The 12,074-nt window shown below is 62.4% G+C and carries 9 protein-coding genes and 4 pseudogenes; 7 read left to right on the forward strand and 6 right to left on the reverse strand.

Annotated features, from left to right (window positions below):
* The first annotated feature begins 68 nt into the window (after window positions 1-68).
* Entirely contained in the window at window positions 69-272 is a 204-nt protein-coding gene (locus ACQP1G_RS26110; RefSeq protein WP_433192202.1) for a hypothetical protein, read from the forward strand.
* Window positions 273-316: 44 nt separating this feature from the next.
* A pseudogene (locus ACQP1G_RS26115) lies at window positions 317-1,514 on the forward strand (IS4 family transposase).
* Window positions 1,515-1,997: 483 nt separating this feature from the next.
* Here ACQP1G_RS26115 and ACQP1G_RS26120 read toward each other — a convergent pair.
* From ACQP1G_RS26120 to ACQP1G_RS26135, 4 genes and pseudogenes are all read right to left on the reverse strand, one after another.
* Window positions 1,998-2,756, reverse strand: a complete 759-nt coding sequence (locus tag ACQP1G_RS26120; RefSeq protein WP_433192203.1) for a response regulator transcription factor — start codon at window positions 2,754-2,756, stop codon at window positions 1,998-2,000.
* A gap of 256 nt (window positions 2,757-3,012) precedes the next feature.
* Window positions 3,013-3,438: pseudogene (locus ACQP1G_RS26125) on the reverse strand (helix-turn-helix domain-containing protein); the annotation flags it as partial.
* A 268-nt stretch (window positions 3,439-3,706) separates the two neighbouring features.
* Window positions 3,707-4,471 carry a response regulator transcription factor gene (locus tag ACQP1G_RS26130; protein WP_433192204.1) on the reverse strand — a complete coding sequence of 255 codons (765 nt, stop codon included), beginning with the start codon at window positions 4,469-4,471 and terminating at the stop codon, window positions 3,707-3,709.
* A gap of 790 nt (window positions 4,472-5,261) precedes the next feature.
* Entirely contained in the window at window positions 5,262-5,846 is a 585-nt protein-coding gene (locus ACQP1G_RS26135; protein ID WP_433192205.1) for a helix-turn-helix transcriptional regulator, read from the reverse strand.
* Between the two features lie 398 nt (window positions 5,847-6,244).
* Here ACQP1G_RS26135 and ACQP1G_RS26140 point away from each other — a divergent pair, with 398 nt between their 5' ends.
* Window positions 6,245-7,123 carry a transposase gene (locus ACQP1G_RS26140; protein ID WP_433192206.1) on the forward strand — a complete coding sequence of 293 codons (879 nt, stop codon included), beginning with the start codon at window positions 6,245-6,247 and terminating at the stop codon, window positions 7,121-7,123.
* Between the two features lie 9 nt (window positions 7,124-7,132).
* Window positions 7,133-7,942: a transposase gene (locus ACQP1G_RS26145; protein ID WP_433192207.1), complete on the forward strand. Its 810-nt coding sequence runs from the start codon at window positions 7,133-7,135 to the stop codon at window positions 7,940-7,942.
* A 29-nt stretch (window positions 7,943-7,971) separates the two neighbouring features.
* Here the strand turns inward: ACQP1G_RS26145 and ACQP1G_RS26150 are convergent, their stop codons facing one another.
* Window positions 7,972-8,391, reverse strand: coding sequence for a hypothetical protein (locus tag ACQP1G_RS26150; protein WP_433192208.1), 420 nt, complete (start codon window positions 8,389-8,391; stop codon window positions 7,972-7,974).
* Window positions 8,392-8,749: 358 nt separating this feature from the next.
* Between ACQP1G_RS26150 and ACQP1G_RS26155 the strand changes: the two are divergent.
* The 3 genes and pseudogenes from ACQP1G_RS26155 to ACQP1G_RS26165 all read left to right on the forward strand — a co-directional run bounded on the left by ACQP1G_RS26155 (window position 8,750) and on the right by ACQP1G_RS26165 (window position 11,652).
* Window positions 8,750-9,975, forward strand: a pseudogene (locus ACQP1G_RS26155) (IS110 family transposase).
* Window positions 9,976-10,085: 110 nt separating this feature from the next.
* Window positions 10,086-10,856: a hypothetical protein gene (locus tag ACQP1G_RS26160; RefSeq protein WP_433192209.1), complete on the forward strand. Its 771-nt coding sequence runs from the start codon at window positions 10,086-10,088 to the stop codon at window positions 10,854-10,856.
* Window positions 10,857-10,887: 31 nt separating this feature from the next.
* Complete coding sequence (locus tag ACQP1G_RS26165; protein WP_433192210.1) at window positions 10,888-11,652, forward strand: response regulator transcription factor; 765 nt, start codon at window positions 10,888-10,890, stop codon at window positions 11,650-11,652.
* A 185-nt stretch (window positions 11,653-11,837) separates the two neighbouring features.
* On the opposite strand, the pseudogene ACQP1G_RS26170 reads toward ACQP1G_RS26165, so the two are convergent.
* Window positions 11,838-12,013 (reverse strand): annotated as a pseudogene (locus tag ACQP1G_RS26170) (transposase); the annotation flags it as partial.
* Window positions 12,014-12,074 lie beyond the last annotated feature (61 nt).

Below are 12,074 nucleotides of genomic sequence, written 5' to 3' on the forward strand. Positions count from 1 at the left end.
GCCCGAACTCGCTGAAGACTCAAACGGTCTGCGGAAGACGAAGGCTCGCACCCGTCGGTGAAATCGGCATGATCATCCTCGCCACGGCCGGTGTTGTCATCAGAACCGGTGACAACACCCGCCACGAGGCGCCGCTCTCGATGACCGGGCTCGAAGCCCTCGGCTGGTATGGGCGTCCGTTGCCATTACGGCTGGTACAACACCCAGCGCATCCAGAAGAAACTGGATTGGTGATTGCCGGACAAGTTCGAGGCAAGCCACAATACCAGTGACTTAAGGATTGTCCTGGTAGGGTCTGCGTTCGGGAGGTGCGTGGATGCCGAGGCCGGGGCAGGTCAAGTCGGAGACGGACGAACGGTTGTCCGACCGTATCGCGGTCGGGTTGTTGACTCGGACATTTCCGCCGGAGTTGGTGGATCGGGTTGTGGCCCAGTGCGATCGGTCCGGGCAGCGGATTCGGTTGCTGCCGCCGCGGGTGGTGGTCTATTTCGTGCTGGCGATGTGCCTGTTCTCCGGGCAAGGCTATGAAGAGGTCGCACGGCTGTTGACGCAGGGTTTGGTGTGGGCCAAACGCTGGTCGGGTTCGTGGCAGGTGCCGACGACCGCCGCCATCTCACGGGCCCGGGTGAAGCTGGGGCCCGCGCCGCTGAAGGCGTTGTTCGCCGAGGTCGCGCGGCCGTTGGCCACGGAGTCGACACCCGGTGCCCGGTATCGGGGATGGCGCCTGGTCGCGGTGGACGGCACCGTGTTCGACGTCCCCGACAGTACTGAGAACGCCGAGTACTTCGGGCGCCCGAAGACCCATCGCACCGAGCGGTGCGCGTATCCGCAGGTGCGGATGGTGGCGCTGGCAGAGTGCGGCACTCATGCGATCACCGCCGCCGCTCTGGGGCCGTTCAAAACGGCTGAACCGGTCCTGGCCAGGCAACTGTTCGGGCATCTGGGTGTGGGGATCTGCTGCTGGCCGACCGAGGCTTCACCGATGTGCAGCTGTGGCGGGCAGCGTGCGCCGGTGGCGCGGATCTGTTGTGGCGCATCAGATCTTCACCTGATCCTGCCGGTCCGTCAGGAACTGGCAGACGGCTCCTACCTGTCGGAAATTGTCGAGGCGAAAGACCACCGCAAACGCCTCGATCCAACGATCGTGCGGGTCATCGAGTACACCCTTGACGGTCCCGGCTTCCCCGTCCAAGAGGCCCCCTACCGGTTGATCACCACGATCCTCGATCCCGACGCCGCCCCGGCGACTGATCTGCGGCATTGCATCACGAGCGGTGGGAGATCGAAACCGCGCTCGATGAACTCAAGACCCACCAGCGCGGACCCGCGCAGGTGCTGCGGTCGCGTTCACCCGAGGGTGTCGAGCAGGAGGTCTGGGGCCACCTGCTGGTCCATTACGCCATCCGCACCCTGATGCCGACGCCGCGAGCATCGACGCCGACCGGTTATCGTTCACCCGCAGCATCCGCCTCGCGCGCCGGCAGGTGACCGCGCAGGCGGGTTTTTCCCCCTGACCACCTGGCCGGAGCGCTGGCCGAGGGACTGCGCGAGATCGCCCGCCACCTGCTGCCGGCCCGCCGCGGACGCGTCAACCCCCGCGTCGTCAAACGCAAAATGTCTGGCTTCAAGGTCAAACGCGATGAACACCGCAAACCCGTTCCACCACAACCGAATCCAGCCGAAGCCGAAACCATCGCCCCACACTGGCGCACCGCAACAACTACCCAGCCAAGAAGAACAATAGGCAGCTCCCCAGATCCTTAAGTCACTGGTATTGAGGCAAGCCACCATCACCCGGTTCCGGCTGGAACCTGCCCTCCAACAATGCGAGGAACCTCAACCAGAGCCGCACCCCCTGGCAGTACCGCCACGTCCCGGCATCGTCGTCTGCCCAACCCCCTTTGGCGCCACCCGATCAGCATCGCTGGCCTGCCAGAGCCGTTATCTTGAGACCCGAGCCTGTTCGAAGCGTAGCGTGCCTCACGCCGTCAAGGACTTTAGGTGCAGTCGAGAGGATTACGTTTACCTGTATTGGACAGCCAGTAGAGGCCAAGTTGCGTTCGGTTGCGACAACCTGTAGCACCGAGCGCCTGGGTAAGGTGCTTTTTAACGGTGTCAACACCTACGAAGAGTTCACGGGCTATCTCGGCATTAGTCAGGCCCCTGGCAACGAGCGCGACAACCTCAGCTTGCCGTGGCGTCAACCCGGCCGGAAGGGCTGTCTGGATTGATTCGTCGGCATGCCAGCGGACAAGATTGCCCAGATGACGCCCGACGAGCTTGGCCACCCTCAGATCGTCCGGACCGAATGCCCCGGACTCGGGTTCCATCACCCCCATCACCGCGGTAGCGGTCGGCGACTGGCATATGTTCAAGATCATTACGGCGTGTATACCGAACCGGAACAAATAATCATGCAGGAATCGGGAGAGATGGTCGGGCCGCGTCGGTGGGAGATGGTCCAGTGACACTACGCCGTCGCGCTGAAGAAGACCCATCGCACCGGGCTCAGCAAACACGTTGTATTGATAGTATGTCTCCAGATATGGCTCGGTCATCCGCTTGACGATGCCGCGCGCACTTCCGGGGTCTTGCAGGCATAACTCGGGTGTGGCGCCGGCCATGAATGTTGTGTGCCGGTAGCCGAGGTGGCGGGCCAACCCTTCCGCCGCGCTCTTACCGAACGACTCCAAGTCGGCGGCGGATGCACAGTCCTCAACCAATCGTAGCACGCCGTTCAGCTGGTTGGTGCCCAATAGAGGCACGTTCGAACCGTTAATCTCACACTCCCTATATCGCGATATCGCGCTACTGCTAGTATAAAGGAACACTGCTGCGCTCCCGCGCGCGAATGAATGAATGAATGAATCCTTGCAAGAGCGGGTTCGGTGATGCCCATTTCAGTGAAATACCCGGTGGCCGAGTTCGGCTCCGAGAAGTTCGTGATAGCCGCGCACCCGGCCGGACTCGGCACCGCAAGCCGGGCAGGATTTCGCCTCGTCCGGTGTTCTCGTGTCCTGGGTAGCGGGCGATGATCGTGTTCGGAGGTTTCCGGTTGACCTGCCCGTTCGGGTCCAGGAACCGGCGTCGGTTGATGCCGAGGCGCTCGAGCCAGCGCCCGACCGTTCTGATCGAGACCGCGTGGCCTTCGGCAGCGAGTTCACTGGTGATCTTGCGGGCCGACCACTTCCGATCGCGGCGCAGCGTCTCGATCTTTGCGACCAGCATCGGGTCGAGGGTGGTGGGCTGGTGGTGCGGGACACTGGCCCGGTCCAGGAGCCCGGCTTCTCCGCTGGCGCGGTAGCGGTTCACCCATTTCGAGAGGCATTGGCGTGAGATCGCTGCTTCGGCCGCGACATGCGCGATCGGACGATGCTCACACCGACGCACCAGCCGCAGTCTTCCAGCGGGGGTGAGTGGGGCATTACGGTGGGACACGGCGGGTCTTTCTTGGTGGCGGATGCAGGGATTGGCGTTTCTCATCCTGCCGCTGAAAGACCCGCCCCTCACCTCACACTCCGTGTGGTGTCACCAACGTCATGACCCGCAACAACTAGATGGTCTTGAATACTGCACACGATACTCCAGCCATAGGACCCGACCGAAGCCTCCGCCCGCGGCTGGTGACAGCAACCAGGCTGGCTTGGTCCCTGTGGTCCGATCCGGCGGACAGATCACCTGGACCGCTCGACGTTCCCGTCAGGGCTTATCGACGCCCAGATAGCCAGAAGAGGGCGAGCGCTGTCCGGTTCCGGCAGCCGGTGACCGAAAGCGCTTGTGTGAGATGCTTTTTCACCGTGTCGATGCCGACGTAGAGACGTTCGGCTATCTCGACGTTGGTCAGGCCTTGGGCAACGAGGTCGACGACTTCCGCTTGTCGGGGCGTGAGGCCGGCAGGAATGATCGTCCGCCTTTTGAGATGCAGATCCGTAAGACCACCCAGGTGCCGAGATACGAGACGGCCAATGGCGAGGTCACGGGGGCCGAAGGTACCCGACTCCGGGGCTAGTAAGCCGATCATGGCGTTAGTCTGGGAACTACGCAGCCGGATCACCACTTTGGCGTGCACTCTGTTGGCGAACAAAAATTTGTCCAGGTAGTCACGCACGCTTTCTCGGCGCGGGCACGGAAGCCAATCCAGTGACGCGACATCATACTGCCCGAGTAGATGGACTACGGCAGGCTGGGCGAACGGGTCGTGTGGTTGCCATTTTTCGAGGTATGCCGGAAGCATCCGGGTCACATCACCGTTGAGGACAGCGGTCCGGTCGAGAAAGCATGCATCCAACGTGTCGCCCATGCGGAACGTCGTGTTGCTGTAGCCCAAGTAGCGAGCCATGCCCTCTAGCGCCGCCTTTCGTAAATCCGTGACAGAGTGCGCCCTCTCGCAATCCTCCAGCACGCACAGGATACTGTCGAGATCACGGCTGGTAAGCGGCGGTAGATCATCGATCGGGTAAAGCTGAAACACGCGCAAAGCATCCCACCGTTAACGCATGGACGACGCACCCGCGCCAAGATATTCCACTTTCAGGCCATGTCTTGCGACGAAGTATTCCACTTTCGGGCCATACCTAGCCGGGGAGATGTAGGAGTATCGGGCCGTGTCGGATGCGACGTAGCACCTAAAAAGGCTGCACGTGATCATTCAACGAGCTGCCGCGTCCCACCCAGACCAGATATTCATTTGCGAATCCAATCGCGCCATTCCGGCATTCCTGTATGCGTAAGGAATTCAATAAATACGTCCCCAAATACTGCAACTTAATATTTTGACAATCCGGGCGCGAACTTCGATACAGTAAGCAGCTACACACTCTTGCTCACAAAGTTCCAGCTCGAACAGAATGTGCGATAGCATCGCCCATTGGACGTCGGTCCGACCCGAACCACTAACTGCAATGCAGCCGAGGTCATTATGCAACTGCATTGCCTGTGCTAGGAAATTAAGGGGCACCGACATGGCGCCAGGATCGTTTCACCGACCAAGTGCCACCGAATGCGAATTCGAAAACCGCAGCCTCTCACCTCATTGCAGCCGCAGTAAGGTGAACGAGGGACCGTTGGTTTGCTGGCGCATCGCTACACTGGCGATTCATCCAACCGGTCATTTCGACCGCGGTGTAAATCGCTTGCCAAGGGGTGGACCCATTACATGCCGCAAGGTCGTCAAAGTTAATTGATCGGAAGGCGAAGCGTCAGCCTGATCGTCTCAGGCTCCGAGGCACTGCGACCGCGCAGCCATCTGGGATTTGGCGGGGTCAGTCGGCGGGGTGTGTGATGGCTTGGTCGAATCCCTGCTGCCAGGCCAGCGCCAGCTGGGTACGGCTTCGGCAGCCGGTGACCCTCAAGACCTGGGCGATGTATTTCTTCACCGTGTCCACGCCGATGTCCAGCGCCCCGGCGATCTCGCGGATGGTGAATCCGCGGACCAGCAGGTTCGTGACGGTCACCTGCTGGCTGAACAGGGGCTCGACGTAGCTTGTTTCGTCGGTGTGCCAGCGGATGAGATTGCCCAGATGACGTCCGACCAGCGCGGTCAGTCGCAGATCGACCGGGGTGAACGCGCCCGGCTCAGGATCGAATACCCCCATCAACGCGGCAGCGGTCCGCGACTGACGGACTTTAACGATGATATGCGAGCCGATGCCGTTCTTGAACAGAACATCGCCCAGATGCCGGGTGAGATGGTCGAACCGCAGTCGTCGGATCTGGTCATACGTGACCATGTCATGTCGGCGGACAACGTACATGACAGCGGGCTCGACGGTCGGTGCGGCAAACACTTCACGCTGGGGAAACGACTCGAAATACGGTTCAACCAACCGCTCGGCGATACCGTTCACCACCGCTCGGTCGTCGGCGAAACACAGTCCGAGTGTGGCACCGACGACCAACGTGGTGTGCCGATAGCCGAGATATTGCGCCATCCCCTCAAGCGCTATGTGACGAAACGATTCCAAGTCGGCCGCGCGCTCGCAATCCTCGAGGACGCGCAATACGCCGTCGAGTCGTTCACTGCCCAACTGGGGCACGATCATCCCCTCAACTTAGCACTCCCGATGTCACCTCACCACGATCGAACAATCTATCCGTCGTCCCGGCTGTTTTCTATGCGTGCGACAGTCAATGAGGTGATCTCAGCGTGACTCTGTCGGTGATCTTGAAATTCGGTGTGTCATGGCTGATGGGCTGTCACACTGCGGGGCGCGAATACTGTTGCGTCCCTTGAAGGAACAGGTGAATGTCACTCGGGCCCGGGTCGGCCAAGACGGTCCCGCCGCTGACGGCGCTGATAGCCCGCGCCAGCAATCCTCGCGGCACCACGGCGATGTGGATACGTGATCGGCTCGAAAGCCTTTGGGACAATGAGGATTTCGCCGACTGGTATCCGCGTGACGGGCGGCCGGGTCTGTCTCCGGCCCAGCTGGCCACCGTGTGCGTGCTGCAGTATGTGCTGGACCTGTCTGATCGGCAGGTGGCCGAGGCCGTGCGCTGTCGTATCGACTTCAAGTACGCGCTGGCCCTGGAGTTGAACGACCCCGGCTTCCATCACAGTGTGCTGAGCGATTTCCGTGACCGGCTCGCCGAAGGAGACCGCGCCGACCGGCTGCTCGATCTCGTCCTGGCCCGGCTCGCCGACGCCGGACTGGTGCGTGAGCGCACCACCCAGCGCACCGACTGCACCCACGTGTTGGCCGTGGTACGCGACCTGACCCGGCTCGAGCTGATCACCGAGGCCGTCCGCGCCGCACTCGAAGAACTCGCCCGCGCTGCTCCGCACCTGCTGACCGGCCTGGTCGATGAGGAATGGGGACGTCGCTACGGCCGTCAGATGCGTGTGGGCCGCAACCCCACCCGACCCAAGACCAGGATCCTCACCACCGGCGAGGACGCCTGCCAACTGCTGGAGCATATGCGAGAGCACGGACCGGACCACCTGTCGGGCCCTCAGGCCCAGGCTCTGCGACAGATCGTCCTGCAGAACTACTACCGCGATGACAAGGACCGCCTGCGCTGGCGCACCGACACTGACGGCGGTCTGCCACCCTCGGCGGTGGCTATCGTTTCTCCCTACGACATCCAGGCCCGCTACGCGCGCCGGGGACAAGTCACCAGATAGAAGGGATTCTTGGTCCATCTAACCAAAACCTGTGCACCCGAGGGCACCAACGTAATCACCGACGTGGTCACGACCCCGGCCACCACACACGATGCCCAGGTGCTTCCCGGAATCCATACCCGCTTGCAGCGTCGCAGGCTGCTTCCTGCCGAGCACCTGGTCGACGGCGGCTATACCTTCCTGGTCCACGTCGCGCAGGCGGCCCGCGAACATCAGGTCACCCTCACCGGGCCGCTGCCGGGTAACCCCACCCGCCAGCACCACGAGAACGAGGGCTTCGGCCGCGACGACTTCCGCATCGACTTCGACCGCCGGCAGGTGACCTGTCCCCAAGGCCAGGTCAGCAGGGGATGGCACGGCCCCTACCCGACGTCGTCTCCGACCGCGGCTCCGCTGATCGTGGCTCGGTTCACCAAGGGCCAGTGCCAGCCATGCCCGGCCCGCAGTCAGTGCACCACCTCCCGCGAAAGCGCCCGCAACGTGGGCTTTCCCCCGCAAGAACTCCTCGACCTGCAGGTGCGGGCCCGCACCGAGCAACAGAGCCCGGCCTGGCGCACACGGTCTGCGGTCCGCTCCGGCATCGAGGGCACCATCTGCGAATTCGCTCACGGCCACGGCATGAGAAGATGCCGCTACCGCGGCCAGACCAAAACCCACCTGCAGCACGTGTTCACCGCCATCGCCGTGAACATCGAACGCCTCAGCGCAGGACAGCTACCAGACGAACCATCCCCGCCGCGTCCGCCAACAGCCTTCCAAAACTATTTGGACCACAAGGGAATTCCCCGACCACGGTCCTGGCGGGCGGTCAGCAGTTGATCTCGCAACTCACAAGATCACCGACAGAGTCAAGCCAAGACAGCGTGTGCTTTTCCCATGATGTCCAGCGCGGTCTGAATCGCCTGTAAGTGTTGGAGATGGCCAGCCCCGGGCCGGCCATCTCCAACACTTACAGGCGATTCAGTCTCGGTGGTCGCCAACCGCTTGTTCAGACGCTCGTTCTCCCGCTTGAGCCGCGCAATCTCTGCGTGCTCGGCAGTCAGCTTCACGACCCTCCCGCCCGGCTTCTTGCCTTCGAGCACCCCGGCGTCACGCTGCTTACGCCACTCGCTGATCAACGACGAATACAGGCCCTCCTGCCGCAGATACGCCCAGCCCTCACCGCGTTCGACCGCCTCCTCATACGCCTGCAGATACGCGATCTTGTCCGAAGCGCTGAACACGCGCCGCCGCTTCGGTTCGTCACCGCGCGGCCCCTGAGAACCCATCCGTCCATGGTGGTCGCTGACCCTCGACGCCCTCGTGCTGGTCATGAAATGTTGATCCGTATCTCGCCCCGCGTCAGGCTGATCGGCTGTGAGCCGATGGACTCATCTCACCCTAATGGGATCTACCGGGTCGTTCAGTAGGGCAGACTCGGTGCCGGTAGCCCCCGGTGGGTGAGCACTCCCGCAGCCTGAACTGTCGAGTTCTGGTGTCAGACCGTGCCCCTGCCGGGTGGCCGGGAGCAAAACAACTTATTGGATGTCGTGCCCGCCAACAGGTTTGGCGTGAGCACTGGTCCATTAGGGCGATGAGTCTCCCGTCGGCTGCTGACAACCGAACACGGCAGATTCAGGAGCATAAGTGCTGTTCGTCGGAGACGACTGGGCCGAAGACCACCACGACGTGGAGATACAGGATGAACAAGGCCGCACGCTGAAGGCGGCCCGGCTGCCCGAGGGCATCGACGGCATGACTCGGTTGCATGAGCTGATCGCCCGGTTCCTGCCGCAGGACTCCGATCCCGGGCAGGTGCTGGTGTGCATCGAGACCGATCGTGGCCCGTGGGTACGGGCACTGGTCGCCGCTGGCTACCAGGTCTACGGGGTCAACCCGAAACAGGCTGCGCGACACCGGGAACTGATGTCGCTGTCGGGAGCCAAGGATGACAAGGCCGACGCCCGAACACTGGCCGACATGCTACGCACTCGCCGCCACCAGTTGCGCCAAGTCGCCGCCGACTCCGACGAGGCCGAAGCGGTCAAGGTCGCAGCCCGCGCTCATCAGACGCTGATCTGGGAACGCACCCGCCACATGCTGCGCCTGCGCACGGCATTGCGCGAATACTTCCCGGCCGCGCTCGAGGCATACAAACCTCTCGGGCTCGCCGGTGCCGACACCCTCGAACTGCTGGCCAAGGCCGCGGACCCTGCCGCCGCGGCCCAGCTGACGATCGGCCAGATCACCGCCGCGCTCAAGCGGGCCAGACGCCACCACGTGCCCGCGAAGGCCGCCGCGATCCAGACGGCGCTACGCGCCGAGCACCGGGCCAGGCCGACACAGTGACCGGCGCCTACACGGCGGCGGTCCGCGCCACAGTCGCAGTCCTGCGCACCCTCAACGAGCAGATCAAAATCCTCGAAGGCGAGGTCGATTCGTGTTTTGGCCGGCACCCGGACGCTGAGATCTACCTCAGCCAACCCGGCATGGGCGTGATCACCGACGCCCGGGTGCTCGCAGAATTCGGCGACGCCGAGGGCCGCTACGCCGACGCCAAATCCCGCAAGAACTACGCCGGCACCGCCCCGATCACCCGGCAATCCGGCAAAACCAAGACCGTCCACGCACGATTCATCCACAACGACCGCCTCGTCGACGCCCTGCATATGCAAGCAGGCGCGGCGATCCCGCACGACCCAGCAGCCCGCGCCTACTACGACGAGCTACGCGCCCGCGAGATCGGCCACAACGCCGCCCTACGCCAGCTCGGCAACCGGCTCGTCGGAATCCTGCACGGCTGCCTGAAAACCAAAACCCCCTACAGCCGAAACGCTGGATGGGCACACCGCTACCAACACCCCGCCGCTTGACATCCAAGCTCCTGGGATGTCTGACACGCAGGGGTCACACAGTCGCTCTTCTCGGGAAACAGTTCTACACTGGTTCCTCGGGGGCGGATGTTGGAAGTGCAAGATCGACGATGAATGCGTTGTTGAACGGCAGGCACCTGCTACGCGTCCTTGAGGACTGCGAGTCCGTCACCGACCTGGAGGCGTTCCGTCACATCGCCCTGGAAGGGATGGCACGCCATCTCGGCTGCGGGCGCGCCTTGTTCATGGCCGGTACGACGGTTGAGTTGTGCCGCCAAGACCCCCAAATGACCGGGGCGCATGGCCTTGTCGAGCGCATGATCGAGCCGTACCTCGACACGTTCTATCGATATAACGTGTTCGCGGAGCCTGCCGCAGTGAGTCTGACTCGCCGTCAGGGCGTGGTCTCTCTGGATCAATTCCCCCAGCCACGGACCGAAAGTTTCGCCCGTTTTAGAAATGACTACTTGTTCCGGTACGGCATCCACGCGGAACTGGCTGCCGTCCTGCGCTATACGCCGATATCCGTCGTGGCGATGGGGGTAATGGATCCCGAGTCAGGCGCGTTCGGCCCGATTTATCTGCAGCTGGTCGGGCTCCTCGGGCGCCACCTGGGCAATCTCGTCGGCTGGCACACCGACGAACTGATCGAGACAGCCAAATCCGGCCACGATAGCCCCCGCCAGGTTGACGCCGCGGCAAGCCGACGTTGTTGCACTCGTCGCCAAAGACCTCCCCCTCCTCGTAGGCGTCGACACCGTGAAAAAGCACCTCTCCCAGGCACTTGTCGCCACAGGCTGTCGCAGCCGGACCCAACTCGACCTCTACTGGGACTGTCCAACACAGGTAAAACCTGGCCAATCGGCAGCCTGAATCCTTGATGGGCGCGGTATCGGGAGTGTGATATCGACAATGAATTCGCTGCTCGACTCTAAGCACCTGGACGGAGTGCTTCGCGTTCTCGAGGATTGTCAGACTGCTCCGAACCTGGAGACCTTTCGCCACAGTACGGTGGAAGGGATGGCACGCCATCTCGGCTATCGGCACACGTTGTTCCTAGCCGGTCCCACGGTTGAGTTGTGTCGCCAAGATCGGGGAATGGTCGGGCACGGCATCTCCGAGCGAATGATCGAGTCGTACCTCGAGACATTCTATCGGCACAACGTCTTCGCTGAGCCTCCCGCCCTGAATCTGATTCGCCGCCAGCCTGTGATTTCGCTGGATCAAATACCACGGCTGCGGACCGAAGGTTTCGCCCGCTTCACGAATGACTGGCTGTTCCGGAACGGTATCCACGCGGAACTGGCCGTCAACCTCCGCCTATCGCCGACCTCCGTCGTGATGATGGGAGTGATGGATCCCGAGTCCGGCGCGTTCGGCCCGGTCGATCTGCAACTGGTCGAGCTTCTCCGGCGTCACCTGGGCAATCTCGTCCGCTGGCACACCGACGAATTAATTCGGACAGTCAATCCGACCGGGTTGACCGCGTCCAGGTTGACGCCACGACAAGCCGACGTCGTCGCACTCGTTGCCAAAGGCTTAACCAACACCGAGATTGCCCGTGAGTTCTTCATCGGCGTCGACACCGTGAAAAAGCACATTTCACAGGCGCTTATCGCCACAGGCTGTCGCAGCCGGACCCAACTCGGCCTCTACTGGACTGTCCAACACAGGTAAAAGCCCCCGTTCCGGGTTTGGGGCTGCGTTCCTTCTCGAGGAACACGTTACTTGCTGAGACTCGTCAGAAGGCCCCACCCAGGACGCGGCGGGCACAGCGTACGGAACGCCATGCTTGGTAGTCCAGCAGGCGATGAAGTGTGCCACGCTAGACCAACACCCGACACGAGCTGCCCACCGTTGGCATCATCGACGATCTTCGCCACCGCTTTGGGATACTTTGCGCCGTAATCGATGTCGAATGCCTTGATCGCGATCTGGGCCTTGTCGATATCCTCGGCGTTGTAGATCTCCTTCATCGCCGCTATCGCGCCTGGATGCGCCGATTCGGCAACGAGGCAAGCACATTCGCGGATTTGTGGGACTGTAAGGTAATAACGTGTTGTTTTGTGGTGCAAGGTGTTTCGGAGTGCTATGGGGGC

The sequence above is a fragment of the Nocardia sp. CA-107356 genome (assembly GCF_050946365.1).
Classification (GTDB): domain Bacteria; phylum Actinomycetota; class Actinomycetes; order Mycobacteriales; family Mycobacteriaceae; genus Nocardia.

Coding starts and splice junctions, on each gene's coding strand:
- ACQP1G_RS26160 (WP_433192209.1), top strand. CDS start 10,086: ATGAATGCGTTGTTGAACGGCAGGCACCTGCTACGCGTCCTTGAGGAC.
- ACQP1G_RS26150 (WP_433192208.1), bottom strand. CDS start 8,391: ATGGGTTCTCAGGGGCCGCGCGGTGACGAACCGAAGCGGCGGCGCGTG.
- ACQP1G_RS26165 (WP_433192210.1), top strand. CDS start 10,888: ATGAATTCGCTGCTCGACTCTAAGCACCTGGACGGAGTGCTTCGCGTT.
- ACQP1G_RS26110 (WP_433192202.1), top strand. CDS start 69: ATGATCATCCTCGCCACGGCCGGTGTTGTCATCAGAACCGGTGACAAC.
- ACQP1G_RS26140 (WP_433192206.1), top strand. CDS start 6,245: ATGTCACTCGGGCCCGGGTCGGCCAAGACGGTCCCGCCGCTGACGGCG.